A 16,617-nucleotide genomic window follows, 5' to 3' on the forward strand; every position below is an offset into this window, starting at 1 on the left:
GATTTAGTCCTTAAAAATATTCATTTGAATCATGCTTGAAAGTCCGAGTTTGTGCATTAAAGCAGTCCGTGATTGAGGGTTTCTTTTTGCTTCAATTGAGATAAGTTTACGCATTTCTGAATTAAAATGTACCCGCGGATATTGGGTTAAAATTTTGTTTTTAAAACTGTTTGAAAATAAGCTGAGATCAGTCCCAATCACATCACATGAAGTGGCTTTTTGTAATAATAGAACTTCTTTAGTAAGGCTTGGATCATTCTCATCTAAATTCCCATTCATATGTAAACAAATCGCATCTGAAATATTATCTATTTTGACTTTGGGATAATGGTGTTTGGTACAGAGTGCTTCAGCTCTTAAGGCGCTTTCAAAGCTAAAACATTGACATGCATATTGATCCAAATGATCAACTAGACCTAAATCATGCATCAAACATGAGACAAAAAGGCTCTCTTGATCAAATTGCCATTGTTTGGTGTGGGCAATAGCAACAGCCCAAAAATAGCTCCGCCAAGAATGATTGATGATCGCTTGTGAAGCCGTTTGTTCTAATTCGTTCATCGCTTCTTTGGCAATTGCTGTGTCAGGAATATGAAAATTATCCAGTGTAAATAAAGTTGAATCATGAGGTGCTTTGAGAAATGTCTTGCCATAGCTCAATGTGACAGGGATTAGAACTTGTTTTATTAACTGAGTTTTTTCTTTAAAGCTAAGTTTTCCATTGCTTGTATTCATCCACGCTCGTGATCCAATCATGATCAATGGGTCCTTTTGTTGAATTTAGAGTAATTACTCTAAATTATTATGCATAAATCATTTAGCAAGACAAGACCGTTTTCTTTGAATTTTTTTGAATAGTCTTTTATGCCAAAAATGAGAATTAAAATTGTTTGTCCTTTTTCTATTTTCTTTGAAATAGCCAATCTGTCAAAAAACTCAGACATAAGAATATAATTTTTCCCAATTAATATTTTTATTTAAATCAATTATATAGGAAAATAAACGAGATGGTTATAAAAATACTTGCAATGCCACATCTTACATTTAAGGTTTAATTACCTTTGCGTAGGTGATGCCAAACCTTGCGCTGCAAACAAAGCAGTGCTTTGTTTTTGCTCATGGGCGAAGGGTACGTCCTGTACCCCCGTCCAACGGCGACATCCATGTCGCCCCGTGGTAGAATAACCATCCATGATTTAAAAACACAAAAACGAATTAATAATTAGGTAGGTTGACTATTTTTGGATTGATAGATTTATAGACAATGTCATTGAATAGTCTGCGTGTGTATATTGATCATCATAAATTTTAAGTAAGAGTATAATGCCTTAAAAGTATTTCTTAATAAAAACTGTTAAATTACAAAATAGTCTGATTATTTTAAGCATAAGTTGGGAGTGAATAAAAAAATACTCTAAACTTGGCGAATTGCCAATATTTCCTATTTCTTATCATAAAGATATCAGACGTGAATTTTGCAGATACTCATTACTTTATTTTGATTGTACCGTTCTGCCTGATATTAATGGGCAGTTTACTTTTGATCTGCCATTATTTTTTTAAGGCACCTACATATTTATTTTGGTTGGGTCTCGGATATATCGTGCCATCATTTTCTTTAGCTGCACAAAGCTTTATGTCTAACCAACAATTAACATTTTCTGCTCCACTTTTAGGTGGTTTATACCTATTTGGCGCGTGGGCCAGTGCATATACTATGGCATTAAGAAAGAACGCCAGTTCACATACTTTAGCCGCTTTTATCTTGATCTTCATCACAATATGCTTGTTGGTCTATTATTCTTTTGTTGATGAACAGCTATGGATGCGGATGCTGATTTTAAACCTTAGCATTGCCGTAGTTGAATCCTTGGTTTTGGCTTCAATTTTTAAAAATGATAAGCAAAGTGATTGGTTAAATAAGCTGGTCGATTATTCTTACCTTTTTATTGTTTTATATACTTTTTTTCGCGTCATTATTATTTTCTTTTTTTTGAAAAATATTCAAGCCAATATGCTTGTAAATTCAGTATGGTGGTTAATGATGCTTGCTGCCAGTATTATCCTGAGCATGTGGTTTGCGATCGTACTTATAGGAACATTAGTTCGAGACATTATTTTGAAATTAAATGATGAACGTTGTAGAGATCCATTAACGCATCTACTCAATCGCCGTGGATTTTATGATGCAGCTAAAATAAATTTAATTGATTTATCAGATAGACAATATTTTTTGTTAATGTGTGATGTTGATCATTTTAAAAAAATTAATGATACCTATGGACATCTGGTCGGTGATCAGATTTTGCAAAGTGTAGGTCGTCTTGTCAGTCAGCATGTCGGTGAAAAGGGCTTAGTTGGACGTTTTGGTGGTGAAGAGTTTATTGTTTTATTACAAGTTGAAGATCTCAGTGAGGCTTATAAAATTGCTGAGCGTATGCGGATTGCTATTGAAACTGAGCAATTTTTAACTCAATCCATCTTATTGACAGCCAGCTTTGGCTTAACACAAGTGAGACATCGTAATTTAGCGAGTGGTATAGAAGCTGCTGACAAACTTTTGTATGTGGCCAAACGTAGAGGACGAAACTGTATTGCCCAAGATGCATGAATTAAATTTATGGGAATTTAACTTTGTCATAATGCTAAAACATTATAAAAACCCAGTAAAATAGTTTAGAAAGCATCAACTTCCTGTCATACTACAGCACTACAAAATGGATACTTTTAAATCGAGGTAAAAAACGTGATTTCAGTGGGTATTGTCGGTGGAACAGGTTATACAGGCGTTGAATTGTTGCGTCTTTTACTACGACATCCAAATGTTCAAGTGAATGTACTGACATCACGTACCGAAGATGGTCGCCGTGTGGATGATATATTTCCAAGCTTACGTGGGCACACAGAGCTTAAGTATTCAGATTTAAACATTGATGAATTAAAAAAATGTGATGTTGTGTTTTTTGCGACCCCGCATGGTGTGGCAATGCAGCATGCACAACAACTTTTGGCAGCAAATACCAAAGTTATCGATTTAGCCGCTGATTTTCGCTTGCAGAATTTAGCACAGTTTGAAAAATGGTATGGGATGCAGCATGCCTGCCCAGAGATACTGAAAGACTCTGTTTATGGTTTATCGGAACTTAATCGTGAACAAATTAAAAATGCCAATGTTGTCGGTAACCCGGGTTGTTACCCAACCACTGTTCAGTTGGGATTAGCGCCACTTTTTAAGCAAGCTGAAACATTGGTTAAACCAGAAAGTATTATCATTGATGCGAAATCTGGTGTATCAGGTGCAGGGCGTAAAGCTAGTCTAGGCATGATTTATTCTGAAAATGCAGATAATTTTAAAGCCTATGGCGTTGCTGGACATCGTCATCATCCTGAGATTGTAGAAGCATTAGAAAATATTTCGGGTCAAAAAAATGTATTTGATCAGATTCTTTTTGTACCACATTTGGTTCCGATGATTCGTGGTATGTTCAGTACAATCTATGTTGATTTGACAGAGCAAGGCGCAGCAGCAGATTTACAAAGTCTTTATGAAAAATTTTATGCAAATGAAATGTTTGTAGATGTAATGCCTGCAAATAGTTCACCAGAAACACGTTCTGTACGTGGTGCAAACCAACTGAGAATTGCACTGTATAAACCGCATCCGAACAAGTTAATTGTTTTGTCTGTTCAAGACAATTTAGTCAAAGGTGCGGCAGGACAGGCTGTACAAAATATGAACTTAATGTTTGGTTTTACTGAAGATGCTGGTCTACAAAGTATCGGATTATTACCATAAAAAACGCTTTATTGCTTCACACACATATAACTTTGCGGTTAAATGTGTGTTTTGATTCTATCAATAATACTTAGAGATGATGATGCAGAACACAGAAACAAATACCGCGTCACAACCAGCTCAAGCACCGAAAAAGCCTTTTTTAAAAGGGAATATGCCTTTGGTGATCGGTGGGGTTGTATTATGTGCTGGCAGTGTGATTTTAGGTTATACAGTTGGACATCGCCAAGGGCTAACGGTAGTCGGTTTTGATGCAGATGCAGAACAGTTGGTAGAAGTTGTGAAGCAACAAAAAACAACGCTGGCTAATTTAAACAAAAGCTTAAATGCTGCTGTGCAGGAACGAGACGTGGCTGTTTCGAATTCTAACGATTTGTTAGAATCATTGAACAAAGCCAATGCTGAAAAATCACAAGTAGATGTGATGAGTGCAATTTATCGTGAAGTGTTAAAACAACGTGGTGGTTTGAGTTTAACAATTCAAAATTTGGCCGTTAAGCCATTACCTGAAAACGCTTATGAATATCAGCTTGATCTTATTCAAGTCAGTCCAAGACGTGCGACCGGTTCCGTTGAAATTCGTTTGATTAGTGGTACTGAGGTGTTAACAGTGCTAATGGCAGATGCGAATTATAACTTTACTGATTATGAGCGTTTAACGGGACGTTGGACTATGCCTAAGGGTTTTAATCCACAATTTATCGAAATCCGTCTAAATGGTGCCACACCAGTGGTTAAACGTTTTAGTTGGTCACGTGGGCAAGCTGTAGACAGTGCAGCAGCGTTCGCTGCAGAGGTTCCTCAAGCTGCGGCTAATTCTCAATAAATCATAAGTATTTTGAAAAATATGCGAACTAATAAACGTCAAATGAGTTTAAATGAAGTGAAATCATCATTCCGTGATTCAGGATTTATAGATTGGCACTTGAGTATTCGTATAAGTAATTCAGAAGATCCAAACCATCCAGACCATGATCAAGCGGATGTTGCAGTACAAACTGCACCACCTGAAGTGAAACGACCACCGATGTATTCTGTCGTTTTATTGAACGATGATTACACTCCGATGGACTTTGTAATTGAAATTTTACAACAATACTTTGCTTTGAATCTTGACCAAGCCACTCAAGTAATGTTAACAGTACATTATGAAGGAAAAGGTGAAGCTGGTGTTTATCCAAGAGACATTGCGGAGACTAAAGCCAACCAAGTTAATAACTACGCTCGATCTCAAGGTCATCCATTGCTTTGTCAGATTGAGCCAAAAGAATAAGGGGGTTTCATGCTCAGTCGTCAATTAGAAGTTTCACTCCGTTTGGCTGTTAGCATGGCTCGTCAAAAGAGACATGAGTTTCTTACGGTTGAACATTTATTATTGGCTTTACTTGATAACGATTCAGCGGTAAATGCATTAAAAGCATGTGGTGCTGAGATTATCAGTTTGCGCAAAGAGTTAGAGGAGTATGTAGAACAACATACGCCTAAACTAGGAGAAAACAACGACCAAGCCCCTCATCCAACTGAAAGTTTTGACCGTATCTTACAACGTGCAATTTTCCACGTTCAGTCAAGTGGTGGTGACCGCACAGTAGAGGGTGCAGATGTACTGGTTGCGATGTACTCTGAGCGAGATTCTTTTGCCGTTTATTTACTAAAACGACATCAAATCAATCGTTTGACTTTAACCCAATATTTGTCACACGGTGCGCGTAAAGAAGAAATTCAAGTTGAAGAAGAATCTGATGATTTAGAAGGTGAATCAAGTGCTTCAGCAAATGCTGGACCTCTTGAACTTTATACCTTGAATTTAAATATTGAAGCGCAAAAAGGCAAAACTGATCCTTTAATTGGGCGTGAAAAAGAAATTGAACGAACTGCTCAAATTCTTTGCCGTCGCCGTAAAAACAACCCATTGCTTGTGGGTGATCCTGGTGTGGGTAAAACATCGATTGCTGAAGGTCTGGCATGGTTGATTGTGAATGGTAAAGCGCCTAAGCCACTTGCGACTGCTGAAGTGTTTAGTTTAGACATCGGTGCATTGGTTGCGGGTACAAAATACCGTGGTGACTTTGAAAAACGCTTGAAACAGCTTCTCAATGCTTTGAAAAAGAAACCAGAAGCAATTTTATTTATTGATGAAATTCATATGATCATTGGTGCTGGCTCAAGTATGGGCAGTACCATGGACGCATCGAATTTAATCAAACCTGCGTTGGCAAATGGTAGTTTACGTTGTATTGGTTCAACCACATTCCAAGAATATCGCCAAGTATTTGAAAAAGATCATGCACTATCACGCCGTTTCCAAAAGATCGATGTGAATGAGCCTTCTATTTCGGAGACAATTGATATTTTGCGTGGTTTGAAAAGCAAGTTTGAAGATTTCCATCATGTTAAATATGAAGATACTGCGCTAGTTTCAGCGGTTGAGTTGTCTGCTAAATTTATTAATGATCGTTTCTTGCCAGACAAGGCGATTGATGTGATTGATGAAGCTGGTGCACAGCGTCGTTTAAAAGCTGAACAAGATGATACCTTGATTACAGTTGAAAATATCGAAGATATTATTTCGAAGATTGCACGTATCCCGCCAAAAACAGTATCTAAAGATGATAAATCGGTACTTGAATATCTAGAGCGTGATCTTAAACGTGTGGTATTTGGTCAAGATGAAGCGATTACAGCTTTGGCTTCTGCGATTAAACTGTCACGTGCAGGTTTGAAAGCACCAGATAAACCCGTAGGTAGTTTTGTTTTTGCTGGTCCTACAGGTGTTGGTAAAACAGAAGTGACCAAGCAGTTGGCAAAACAGTTGGGTGTAGAGCTTGTTCGTTTCGATATGTCTGAATATATGGAACGTCATGCGGTTTCTCGTTTGATTGGTGCGCCTCCAGGTTATGTTGGTTATGATCAAGGTGGTTTACTGACTGACGCCATTCATAAGAATCCACACTGTGTCCTGTTATTAGATGAAATTGAAAAAGCACATCCAGATGTTTTTAACTTGCTATTGCAAGTCATGGATCATGGAGCTTTAACTGACAATAATGGACGTAAGTCTGATTTCCGTAATGTGATTATTGTATTGACTACCAATATTGGTGCTGAAAGTATTTCTCGTAACAGTATCGGCTTTACTGAACAAGACAACAGTCATGACAATCAGGAAGCGATGAAACGTGCATTTGCACCAGAATTCCGTAATCGTTTAGATGGCGTAATTCAGTTTAAAGCATTGCCTACCACAGTGATTGAGTCTGTTGTTGATAAGTTCTTAACTGAACTTCAAGCCCAGTTAGATGATAAAAAAGTGGTACTTGAAGTCGATCAATCTGCTCGAGATTGGATGGCTGAGAATGGCTATGATCGTTTAATGGGTGCTCGCCCAATGCAACGTTTGATTCAAGAACATTTGAAGAAACCACTTGCTGAGATGATTCTATTTGGTGAGCTTGCAGATCATGGTGGTAACGTTGCTGTCTCTGTGAAGAAAGAAAATGGTAAGGCTGTAGGGCTGACATTAGAAGTCTTTGAAGATCAGACTGCTGAACCAGCATAGTTGTGAATGAGCTTTAAAATAACCCGCATTGATTGCGGGTTATTTTTTGAATTATGCGCTTATAAAATATCAATTTTCTTTAACCAAGTTAAGAATAATGTCGGCCATTGTGTTGTTTCAGTATTGGCTTTGCCTAAGCCCCAGCCATGTCCACCATTTTTGAAAAGATGTAATTCATAAGCGATCTTGTGTTGCTGCAAAGCGGTTTGCATATTGAGGCTATTCTGAACAGGTGAAATCGGATCATCGATGGCGTGTGCTAAAAAGGTTGGAGGTGTATTCTGTTTGACTTGTAAATCTACTGAAAACAAGATTTGTTTGGCTAAATCATGTTTTGATCCAAATAAGCTTTTATAAGCATGGGTATGATCTAGCGGCGCTTGCATACTAATGATTGGATAGAGTAGCGCCACAAAATTAGGCTGAGCGGAAATTTGATCAATCGGATCATTTAAACTCGAAAATTGTTGTTGCCATTGTGTCGCAATGATGCCAGCTAAATGCCCACCTGCGGAGAAACCCAGTACACCAATTTTGTCTGGATCAATGTTGAATTGATTTGCATGATAACGAATGATACGCAGGGCTCTTTGGCCATCTTCAAAGGGCACAAGCAGATTATTACCATCCTGATTAGGTAAGCGGTAAATTAATTCAAATACGGTAAATCCCTGTTTTTGTAAAAACTGTGCAGTTGGCGTGCTTTCTTTGGCCAATTCCTCTCTGGCATAACCCCCACCACTAATGACTAAAATAGCGATGTGATTGCTCTGTTTGGGGCAATATACCCACAGTTGAGGAGAGTTGATATGCTCAATAGCACCATGCTTATTTATCGTAAATTGTTCATTGGATGGTGCCAGTGTCGCGCTATTGGGCCATAGCGGAAGACTCAGTGTTGCTGCATCTACATTTTGGCTAAGCCATAGGAAAATGAAGAAATTAAACACGAAATGATTTATTTTCATCCATAAAAAGCCAAAAATTGTAGATGCTGATATTTTATCCTGTTTTAAACAGGGCAAACTCATCAATATATTTTAAAAATGTATGCTTTTGTGGATGAGGCAAACAATAAGTACAATTTATAGATAAAAGCTTAGCCGTTTTAGTATGCTCAAAATTTTATTGCTTAGCTCGCGTGAAAATCACATATACTCTAACTTCATGATTATTCTTTGAGTATCAATGGACATTGCATTTACTAAAATTTTAACTACGATTTTATTATTTCTTGTCACAGCTGTTGCAGAAATTTTAGGTTGTTATTTTCCTTATTTGATTCTGAATCAAAATAAAAGTCATTGGTTATGGATACCTACCGTTTTAAGTTTGGCGGTATTTGTCTGGCTATTGACCTTGCATCCTGCTGCTTCAGGGCGTATTTATGCCGCATATGGCGGTATCTATATCTTTAGTGCACTGATGTGGCTGAAATTTGTCGATCAAGTCAGTTTAACTCGCTGGGATTTGTTTGGTGGTTGTATTGTAATCATTGGGGCTTTGGTGATTATTCTGCAACCGCAAGGTTTGATTCGTTAAGTCTTCAACAGCATCATTTTACAGTATCTTGTGTTGCTTCAAGTTGATTGATCTTACATACTTTGGGAATTGCTTTACGATATGCAGCATAATCCTGTTTATATTGTTTAAACCATTTCTGATATTCAGGATTCAGCCTTAAATTGGCAAGATTCGGTTCATTTTCAAAAGAGGATGGTTCTGTATTGTTCTCATCAGAAAATTCCAATTGTTTTAAGTAGGAGAGTGCTCTATCCGTTTGACTAAGCAGCGCATAGAATTCAGCGAGGAATTCCTTTTCTCGTTGAGTTTGCTTACGGTTCTTATTCACCACAGCTTCAATTTTAATCTGATTATCACGCAACCATTTTTCAGCAAGCTTCGGGTCTTCATGATTGAGATATTTAAAATACTGTTGCGCTAAAATAATAAAATTTCCTGCATCGAAAGCTTGATTGGGATCAGATAAATAGTGAAATAAAGGCTTTTTAAGTATATTAATGAGGTGTTTTTGCTCATTCTCATCACGATGATATTTCTGTAACAGCATCAGTTTGTCACTGAGTACCGCATAGTAATTTTTCTCATACTCCTCATTGTCTGGTTGCAACTTCATTAAGGTCTTAAATAGTTGTTCAGCCTTTAGTAAATAGTCTAGACGTGGGGTTGGGTCTATGTTTTTCCGATAATACACCGACATTTGCGCATAGAATAAACCTAAGTTATTGATTGCGACTGTATCTTTGGGATCACGTTTTTTTAGTGCAAAATAAGCCTGTTCAGTAAGTTCTTGAAAAGGCTGAGAGAGCGTGGTGCAATGTTGTTCAAGCAAATATTCAGCATATCCAGAAGTCAGAATTGCATAGTTGTGTAAATAGACAGAATCGTTGTATTCAATGTCTTTGGCTTTTAACAGTTTTTGCACATTGGGTTGGGCCTTCTGGATTTGAGCCTTAATCTGTGGTTCAATTTTGGCCAGATTTTTGGTTGCTAATACTTGATCGCTTAAATCTTCTATGGCTTGAATTTCATCATCGTTAATATCTGCATAGCTAATTGAAGCGTTGAGTGATAATAAAAAAATAAGAATTTTAATTTTCATTGTTGATTCTGCGTTTATCTATTCTTTGAAATAATTGTATACAAGCCAAGAAGAAACATCAAAAATTGTTCTATTGGAATTAAAAAAGCATCCAGTAAACTGAATGCTTTTTTTCTTAGCGGTCATCCATGACTATTGAATAGGTGGATGCTGTAATTGGTTTAACTCTTTTTTACTGAAACCTCTAGAGACAAGTACCTTCTTAATCCCAGTAATCACATCCTGATCTGTCGCTTTCATCAAAGCTGATAAAAGTTGATCATTGGATTTACAAGAGCAATCATTTTCAACACATGCAATTTGATTTTTATGTTCATTTTGCAATGTATCTTCAGCCGTAAACAGCTTTTGCCAAAAACTCATAGAGCCTTCATACACAACCTAACATAGTTCGAAATATAGCCGTTTTTTAATAAAATACAAGATCTGAGAGAAATAGATGATCGAGTTATAGGCTGATTTTTTCGATGATTTGAGATGTTTTAAACGGTTTGTTAAAAGACCATGATTTAAATGAATTATAACTTAATGATATATCAATAAATAATTTAAACAAATAGCTGCCATGTCAATTTACATGGCAGCCAAATCTTGTAATAAATTGTTTAAATTTTTTCGAGAAGAACTCCAGATTCTACATGATGGGTGTAAGGGAATTGATCAAACATCGCAAATTTCACAATCTTATGGGTTTTAAGCAAGGTTTTTAAATTGTCGTGTAATGTATCTGGATTGCATGAAATATAAAGAATACGTTGAAAACCTTGCAAAAGCATTAACGTATCGTCATCAATCCCTGCACGCGGTGGATCGACAAAAACTGTATCAAACTCATAACCCTGAATGTCTATTTCTGCTTCTTGTAAACGACGGAATTCACGTTCTCCGTTATAGGCCTGAGTAAACTCTTCTGCTGAAAGACGTGCAACTTGAATATTGTCGATCTGATTTTGTTGAATATTCCACTGTGCCGCGTAGACCGAAGATTTTGCTAATTCAGTTGCCAAAACACGGTTAAAGCTCAAGGATAAGGGTAGGGTAAAGTTACCATTACCACAGTATAACTCGAGTAAGTCTTTATTTTTGCCCTCTACTGACTGACAAGCCCATTGCAACATTTTTTGGCAAACTTGTGCATTGGGTTGAGTAAAGCTACTTTCAATTTGCTTATATTGAAATTTACGCTCAAAGACTTTTAATTCTTCAACAACAAATTCATCGGTTAAGATAACTTTTTGTCCGCGACTGCGGCCAATGATTTTAACATTCAACTTATCAGCTAATTGTTTTGCTAAAACTTCCCATTCTTCACTGAGTGGTGCACGATAAATCAATGAAACCAGCATTTCGCCCTTGAGCGTTGCTAAAAAATGCACTTCAAAAAGACGTTTTGATAAGACTAAATCGGCTTTTAGCTCAGCCAATAAAACTGGCATGAGCTGATTTATACTTCGATCTGCAATCGGAAATTCATCAATGCGAGCAACGGTTTTTTGTTGATTTTCATCTCGTTCAAACATGGCATAGAACATATCATCTTCGGTATGCCAAATTCTGAATTCTGCACGCATACGAAAGTTTTGTTCAGGTGAAGCAAATACTTCTAATGATGGTGGATTAAATTCTGCGAATTGAGTTTGGATTCGTTCAATTTTGGCATCAAGCTGTTGTTGATAAGATGAAGTCATATAAATCAGAAAAACATTGGAATTAAGCAGTAGCGATGGTATCAAAAATAGGAACAGATGGACACAATATTGCAGTCCATCTTTGTCAATTTATTGAGAATGGCTTGTGTATTTAATAATACTAAGTTTTCTTTAGCAAAACGATAATGTGGAGCAACTGTTTAACACTTGCTTAAGTGCTTAACCAAATAATCAATAAAAACTCTTACTGCAGGAAGTAAGCCACGACGCGAAGGATAAACAGCATGAAAGATCCCATGCGGTGCTTTCCAGTTAGGTAAGACACGGACCAATTCGCCTGTTGCGACAAAATCATTGGCAATGGTGTCTGGAAGTAAGGCAATACCACAATTTTGACTGGCTAATTTTGCCAACATCATTAAATCGGAACCCATGAGTATAGGGTTAACTTTAATTTTTTTCTGCTGGTTTTCACTGTCATGTAACACCATTTGTTGGTCTAAATGTTCATCAACCATACTTAAAATGCGGTGTTCAGACAAGTCTTCAGGTTTTTTCAGCATGCCAAATTCATTTAAATATGCTTGACTTGCAAGGAGATGCTGTTCAATTTGTCCAAATTTTCTCAGCACTAAGCTAGGGTCATCATCTAGATTTGCGCGAACACGCAAGGCAACATCAAAACCTTCATTGATAATATCTACTCGGCGATTACTCACTAGAAGTTGTACTCTGATTTCAGGGTAAGCTTTTAAAAAATCGGGAAGAATTTTGGATAATTCACTTTGTGCAACAGTTACAGGGACACTTACTTTAATAACACCACGAGGTTGTTCGCTAAGATGATCGACCAAATCATGCGCTGATTGTGCAGCATTCATCATCACTTGGGCATGGCGGTAAATATTCATACCAATGTCAGTAACAGCAAAATGACGAGAACTCCGCTGAATTAAACGAACTCCTAATTTTTCTTCTAAATTATATACACGGCGACTGAGCTTGGATTTAGGGATATCCGTTGCACGTTCAGCCGCACTAAATCCCCCATGCTCTACAACCAAACCAAAGCAGTAAAAGTCATCCAAATCAGTGAGCATAAATACATTCCATAATTGCAACAATGATGCACTATTAAACTTAACTGTTGCATCAAGTCAACTTATTAATTGTGAAAATTTTCTAAGATTAGGCATTGCCTGTCATGAGAATATTCTGAACTTGCTTATATTCTTCTAATCTCAAAAGGTCTTTAGTCGTCGGGTGTGGAATACGGGTGATATCCATGTTATCAGCAACATCTGCCAGTTTTACCACACGTGCAATTGGATTCTTTACTGCACGGTAGGCAGCTTCGATTCTAGATTCGCCTTCTTTTTTGGTTAAGGCAACAACGGCATCGACAATTTCTTGACTAAAGCCAAGTGAGATTAAATCGACCACAGTGGTATCGGTATCTTCCAAGATGTCGTGTAATACAGCAACAATCTGTTGATTGGGTGTTTTAACTTTGAACATCAACCTCAGAGGGTGAAAAATATAAGGCTGTTGTGCTTTATCTTTTTGGCCTGCGTGTTTACGAGCTGCTAAAGCAATCGCTTTTTCAATCGTTGACATAATATCCTTAGCTTTGTTTCGTGTATTTATTAAATATTAAAAGCAGTTTTAGATTTATCTAAAACGAGTGTTAAATTTCTCTAACTCGTTTAAAATACAATTTTATTCTGTTCCAAAGCGTATGCCATTTCAACTGATCACTTTAGAAAATTCTCAAGAAAATGTTACATGCCCGCATTGCCGACATGCGGTCATTGATTGGAATGAAGAACAATATCTACAACCATGTATGCATACCTTGTTTATTGCGATGGATTTGGGCTTTGAATATATTTCAGATGCATTTGAAGCGACCATGCAGCGTAGCGTCGATGAAATCCATGCTCATGATGATCAGGGATTGAATATTTTCAATGAATTATCTGAGAGTAGTTATCCTCATTATCTGATTTATAAAATAAGCTTAGGTGTTGTAGGGGATCAAGGTTTTTATCGTTATATTGGATTTGGCGCTTAAATTTTAAGATTGGTAGTTATTCGGTTTAAATACTGCGCAATTGAATATCGTGTTTCTTATAGACTACTCTTATTAAAATTCCAAATAGTAATTAAAAATAGCGGAGTAGGCTTATATTTTCTGTTGTAGGCGCTGTTGATTTCACCTCCTACAACTTGAGTTTTATCATTACAATATAGAAATTAAGCTACATTCTATAAATCTTGAATAAGCTATTGTTTAACTCGAAATCGCGTTATTTTAAAAAAGCACTTTTTGAACGCTCAACTTCAGTCAATAACCATTCAACAAATTTAGCAATGAGAGGCGTTTGCTGTTGTTCTGCATAGACAAAATAATAGGCACGTGAACCTTTTAGTTTTATTTCTGATGCGATAATTAAATCACCTGAGCGCAGTTCTTTTTCCAGGAGTTTTTGTGGAATAAGTGCAACCCCCATATGATGAATTGCTGCCACCGCAAGCATCGAAAATAATTCATGACGTTGTCCTTCTAATGTAAAAGGATGCTCATAACCAGAAACTTCAAACCACTCTTTCCAAATATAGGGGCGTGTGGTTTGTTGAAGTAAGGGCAGCGTGGCAATCTCTTCCGCCGATAAGCTGCGACGTAAATCTCCAGAAGGTTCTCTTAGCTCTGGAAAATGCTTAAAAATTAACTCAGCAGAACATACAGGAACAACATCTTCATTCATTAGATAGTGGACTTTTGCACCTGGCCAATTTTCAATTTGTGCAGGCGTACCTGTATATATTGCAGCGTCAAAAATATGCTCACTGAACAAAAAAGGTTTGGTACTGGTTTCTAAATGAATGGTAATTTCAGGGTATATTTCATTGAATTTATACAGTCGGGGTAAGAGCCAGCGTGTTGCAAATGTCGGTACAACCCCCAATTTTAGAGTACCACCTAAACCCTTATGACTCATTAAATCGAGTGTGCTTTGCTCAATACCCAATAAATGAGTTTTGATGTTTTTATAATAATGCTCACCTGCTTGGGTTAATTCAACGCCATGCCGTGTTCTGTTAAATAAATTGAGTCCTAAAAAATCTTCGAGTTGTTGTACTTGGCGAGATATGGCACTTTGAGTAAGATGCAACTCCTGAGCTGCAAAGGTATAACTTAGGTGCTTGGCAGCCGCTTCAAAACATATCAGTGATTGTAATGAAGGAATCATTCTACGCATATTCATTCCTTGAATATCAAAGTTAAATAATGGCTAAATTTAATATATTTATATCTAGCAAAAAGAGCTTAAACCAAAGTAGATGTCTGCAATGAAACTTTCATCAAACCACTTGGTTTTATCTAAAATAAAAATTTATAAGAGGACGTAAAGGTGATAAAAGTTCGCTAAAAAGCCTCGTTTAATACCAACATAATTGAACAGTAGTCATTGAGCGAGTCATGTTATAAAAACACAAGATATGCGTAAATGGAATATCTGAGTGAGTATTAATCGTTTGAAAGTATGAATTTTCACACCTAACATCAGTACTAAGACAACAAGATATGTTCAGCAAAGGATGCTATGAATCAAATGGTTAATTCTACAAAAACGGCACGCGTTCAATTTAACTGGCAAGATCCATTTTTATTGGAACAGCAACTTACTTCTGAAGAACGCATGATTCGTGATGCTGCTTATGCCTATTCTCAAGACAAACTGATGCCAAGAGTTTTGGAACAATTCCGCCATGAAAAAACAGATGCTTCTATTTTTCGTGAAATGGGTGAATTGGGTTTGTTGGGACCGACAATCCCTGAAGAATATGGGGGAGCAGGTTTAAACTATGTCAGCTACGGTCTCATTGCCCGTGAAATTGAACGTGTAGATTCGGGTTATCGTTCAATGGCAAGTGTACAAAGCTCATTAGTGATGGTGCCTATCAATGAATTTGGTACTGAAGAGCAAAAACAAAAGTACTTACCAAAATTAGCTTCTGGCGAGTTTATTGGATGTTTCGGTTTAACAGAACCTGATCATGGTTCAGATCCAGGCAGTATGATTACCCGTGCCAAAAAGGTCGAAGGTGGTTACCGTTTGACTGGTGCAAAAATGTGGATCACCAATAGTCCAATCGCTGATGTATTTGTGGTCTGGGCTAAAGAAGTTTCTGCTGAAGGCAATGTTGGTGAGATTCGTGGTTTTATTCTAGAAAAAGGTTGGGAAGGACTTTCTGCACCTGCGATTCACGGCAAGGTCGGTTTGCGTGCATCGATTACCGGTGAAATTGTAATGGACAATGTTTTTGTTCCTGAAGAAAATGCATTTCCCGAAATTCGTGGTTTGCGTGGACCATTTACTTGTTTAAATAGTGCACGTTACGGTATTGCATGGGGCGCGATGGGGGCGGCAGAGTTTTGCTGGCATACAGCACATCAATATACGATGGATCGTAAACAATTTGGACGTCCACTGGCCGCAAATCAATTGGTGCAAAAGAAACTTGCAGATATGCAAACTGAAATTGCTTTAGGACTGCAGATCGCATTACGCTTTGGACGTATGAAAGATGAAGGCATCGCTTCTGTAGAAGGAACTTCACTGATTAAGCGAAACAATTGTGGTAAAGCCTTAGATATCGCACGTGTTGCTCGTGACATGATGGGTGGCAATGGCATCAGTGATGAATTTGGTGTTGCTCGCCATCTGGTCAATCTTGAAGTCGTCAACACTTATGAAGGTACACATGATGTACATGCCTTAATTCTCGGGCGTGCACAAACAGGTATTGCTGCCTTTAGTAACTAAAAATCAACTGTTTTAAAACAGGGATGCTTAAAGTTAGCATCCCTTATAGGATTTTTTGCCTTAAATTTTATAAAAACTAAGGTAAAAATAAATCAATGATAAAAGGATTCATCGTGAAAAATATCTGATTATTCTTTTAACTCTCATACTTAACTCTA

At 37.2% G+C, this 16,617-nt stretch carries 17 protein-coding genes; 8 read left to right on the top strand and 9 right to left on the bottom strand.

Annotated elements, in window-relative coordinates:
* Window positions 1-3: 3 nt before the first annotated feature.
* Together ACG916_RS09825 and ACG916_RS09830 are read right to left on the bottom strand one after the other, a co-directional pair.
* Entirely contained in the window at window positions 4-756 is a 753-nt protein-coding gene (locus ACG916_RS09825) for an HD domain-containing protein (protein WP_336951396.1), read from the bottom strand.
* Between the two features lie 299 nt (window positions 757-1,055).
* The gene (locus ACG916_RS09830) at window positions 1,056-1,193 is read right to left on the bottom strand and encodes a hypothetical protein (RefSeq protein ID WP_336951395.1); all 138 of its coding nucleotides are present in this window, start codon (window positions 1,191-1,193) and stop codon (window positions 1,056-1,058) included.
* A 332-nt stretch (window positions 1,194-1,525) separates the two neighbouring features.
* Between ACG916_RS09830 and ACG916_RS09835 the strand changes: the two genes are divergently transcribed.
* The 5 genes from ACG916_RS09835 (at window position 1,526) to clpA (ending at window position 7,355) form a co-directional block, all read left to right on the top strand.
* Complete coding sequence (locus ACG916_RS09835) at window positions 1,526-2,611, top strand: GGDEF domain-containing protein (protein ID WP_336951478.1); 1,086 nt, start codon at window positions 1,526-1,528, stop codon at window positions 2,609-2,611.
* Window positions 2,612-2,746: 135 nt separating this feature from the next.
* The gene (gene argC, locus ACG916_RS09840; RefSeq protein ID WP_419327475.1) at window positions 2,747-3,796 is read left to right on the top strand and encodes an N-acetyl-gamma-glutamyl-phosphate reductase; all 1,050 of its coding nucleotides are present in this window, start codon (window positions 2,747-2,749) and stop codon (window positions 3,794-3,796) included.
* Window positions 3,797-3,878: 82 nt separating this feature from the next.
* The gene (locus tag ACG916_RS09845; protein ID WP_419327476.1) at window positions 3,879-4,622 is read left to right on the top strand and encodes a DUF6776 family protein; all 744 of its coding nucleotides are present in this window, start codon (window positions 3,879-3,881) and stop codon (window positions 4,620-4,622) included.
* A gap of 21 nt (window positions 4,623-4,643) precedes the next feature.
* A complete protein-coding gene (gene clpS, locus ACG916_RS09850) occupies window positions 4,644-5,069 on the top strand; it encodes an ATP-dependent Clp protease adapter ClpS (protein ID WP_004720737.1) in 426 nt (141 codons plus the stop codon).
* Window positions 5,070-5,078: 9 nt separating this feature from the next.
* Window positions 5,079-7,355 (top strand): ATP-dependent Clp protease ATP-binding subunit ClpA, encoded by a 2,277-nt coding sequence (gene clpA, locus ACG916_RS09855; RefSeq protein WP_336951392.1) that lies wholly within the window; start codon window positions 5,079-5,081, stop codon window positions 7,353-7,355.
* 59 nt (window positions 7,356-7,414) lie between these two features.
* Here clpA and ACG916_RS09860 read toward each other — a convergent pair whose 3' ends face one another.
* Window positions 7,415-8,323 (bottom strand): alpha/beta hydrolase, encoded by a 909-nt coding sequence (locus ACG916_RS09860; RefSeq protein ID WP_419327478.1) that lies wholly within the window; start codon window positions 8,321-8,323, stop codon window positions 7,415-7,417.
* A 220-nt stretch (window positions 8,324-8,543) separates the two neighbouring features.
* Here ACG916_RS09860 and ACG916_RS09865 point away from each other — a divergent pair, with 220 nt between their 5' ends.
* Window positions 8,544-8,897: a YnfA family protein gene (locus tag ACG916_RS09865; RefSeq protein WP_004720731.1), complete on the top strand. Its 354-nt coding sequence runs from the start codon at window positions 8,544-8,546 to the stop codon at window positions 8,895-8,897.
* Between the two features lie 13 nt (window positions 8,898-8,910).
* On the opposite strand, the gene ACG916_RS09870 is transcribed toward ACG916_RS09865, so the two are convergent.
* From ACG916_RS09870 to ACG916_RS09890, 5 genes are all read right to left on the bottom strand, one after another.
* Window positions 8,911-9,978 carry a hypothetical protein gene (locus ACG916_RS09870; RefSeq protein WP_419327480.1) on the bottom strand — a complete coding sequence of 356 codons (1,068 nt, stop codon included), beginning with the start codon at window positions 9,976-9,978 and terminating at the stop codon, window positions 8,911-8,913.
* Between the two features lie 132 nt (window positions 9,979-10,110).
* Window positions 10,111-10,341, bottom strand: a complete 231-nt coding sequence (locus ACG916_RS09875; RefSeq protein WP_336951389.1) for a hypothetical protein — start codon at window positions 10,339-10,341, stop codon at window positions 10,111-10,113.
* Between the two features lie 242 nt (window positions 10,342-10,583).
* Entirely contained in the window at window positions 10,584-11,666 is a 1,083-nt protein-coding gene (gene trmA / locus ACG916_RS09880; protein ID WP_419327482.1) for a tRNA (uridine(54)-C5)-methyltransferase TrmA, read from the bottom strand.
* Between the two features lie 161 nt (window positions 11,667-11,827).
* Window positions 11,828-12,727: a LysR family transcriptional regulator gene (locus ACG916_RS09885; protein ID WP_336951387.1), complete on the bottom strand. Its 900-nt coding sequence runs from the start codon at window positions 12,725-12,727 to the stop codon at window positions 11,828-11,830.
* A gap of 88 nt (window positions 12,728-12,815) precedes the next feature.
* A complete protein-coding gene (locus tag ACG916_RS09890; protein ID WP_004720720.1) occupies window positions 12,816-13,244 on the bottom strand; it encodes an HD domain-containing protein in 429 nt (142 codons plus the stop codon).
* Between the two features lie 121 nt (window positions 13,245-13,365).
* Here ACG916_RS09890 and ACG916_RS09895 point away from each other — a divergent pair, with 121 nt between their 5' ends.
* Entirely contained in the window at window positions 13,366-13,701 is a 336-nt protein-coding gene (locus ACG916_RS09895) for a hypothetical protein (RefSeq protein ID WP_419327483.1), read from the top strand.
* 235 nt (window positions 13,702-13,936) lie between these two features.
* Here ACG916_RS09895 and ACG916_RS09900 read toward each other — a convergent pair whose 3' ends face one another.
* Complete coding sequence (locus tag ACG916_RS09900) at window positions 13,937-14,890, bottom strand: LysR substrate-binding domain-containing protein (protein WP_336951383.1); 954 nt, start codon at window positions 14,888-14,890, stop codon at window positions 13,937-13,939.
* Between the two features lie 345 nt (window positions 14,891-15,235).
* On the opposite strand from ACG916_RS09900, the gene ACG916_RS09905 reads away from it, so the two are divergent.
* Window positions 15,236-16,459: an acyl-CoA dehydrogenase gene (locus ACG916_RS09905; protein WP_419327485.1), complete on the top strand. Its 1,224-nt coding sequence runs from the start codon at window positions 15,236-15,238 to the stop codon at window positions 16,457-16,459.
* Window positions 16,460-16,617 lie beyond the last annotated feature (158 nt).

The organism is Acinetobacter legionensis (assembly GCF_048552295.1).
GTDB lineage: Bacteria > Pseudomonadota > Gammaproteobacteria > Pseudomonadales > Moraxellaceae > Acinetobacter.

Bases quoted from the DNA above. Each gene is read 5' to 3' on its own strand.
- ACG916_RS09845 (WP_419327476.1), top strand. From the start codon at position 3,879: ATGCAGAACACAGAAACAAATACCGCGTCACAACCAGCTCAAGCACCG.
- ACG916_RS09825 (WP_336951396.1), bottom strand. From the start codon at position 756: ATGATTGGATCACGAGCGTGGATGAATACAAGCAATGGAAAACTTAGC.
- ACG916_RS09905 (WP_419327485.1), top strand. From the start codon at position 15,236: ATGAATCAAATGGTTAATTCTACAAAAACGGCACGCGTTCAATTTAAC.
- ACG916_RS09865 (WP_004720731.1), top strand. From the start codon at position 8,544: ATGGACATTGCATTTACTAAAATTTTAACTACGATTTTATTATTTCTT.
- ACG916_RS09895 (WP_419327483.1), top strand. From the start codon at position 13,366: ATGCCATTTCAACTGATCACTTTAGAAAATTCTCAAGAAAATGTTACA.
- ACG916_RS09900 (WP_336951383.1), bottom strand. From the start codon at position 14,890: ATGCGTAGAATGATTCCTTCATTACAATCACTGATATGTTTTGAAGCG.
- ACG916_RS09875 (WP_336951389.1), bottom strand. From the start codon at position 10,341: ATGAGTTTTTGGCAAAAGCTGTTTACGGCTGAAGATACATTGCAAAAT.
- ACG916_RS09870 (WP_419327480.1), bottom strand. From the start codon at position 9,978: ATGAAAATTAAAATTCTTATTTTTTTATTATCACTCAACGCTTCAATT.
- clpA (WP_336951392.1), top strand. From the start codon at position 5,079: ATGCTCAGTCGTCAATTAGAAGTTTCACTCCGTTTGGCTGTTAGCATG.
- ACG916_RS09830 (WP_336951395.1), bottom strand. From the start codon at position 1,193: ATGGATGGTTATTCTACCACGGGGCGACATGGATGTCGCCGTTGGACG.
- ACG916_RS09860 (WP_419327478.1), bottom strand. From the start codon at position 8,323: ATGAAAATAAATCATTTCGTGTTTAATTTCTTCATTTTCCTATGGCTT.
- ACG916_RS09885 (WP_336951387.1), bottom strand. From the start codon at position 12,727: ATGCTCACTGATTTGGATGACTTTTACTGCTTTGGTTTGGTTGTAGAG.
- ACG916_RS09835 (WP_336951478.1), top strand. From the start codon at position 1,526: ATGGGCAGTTTACTTTTGATCTGCCATTATTTTTTTAAGGCACCTACA.
- clpS (WP_004720737.1), top strand. From the start codon at position 4,644: ATGCGAACTAATAAACGTCAAATGAGTTTAAATGAAGTGAAATCATCA.
- trmA (WP_419327482.1), bottom strand. From the start codon at position 11,666: ATGACTTCATCTTATCAACAACAGCTTGATGCCAAAATTGAACGAATC.
- ACG916_RS09890 (WP_004720720.1), bottom strand. From the start codon at position 13,244: ATGTCAACGATTGAAAAAGCGATTGCTTTAGCAGCTCGTAAACACGCA.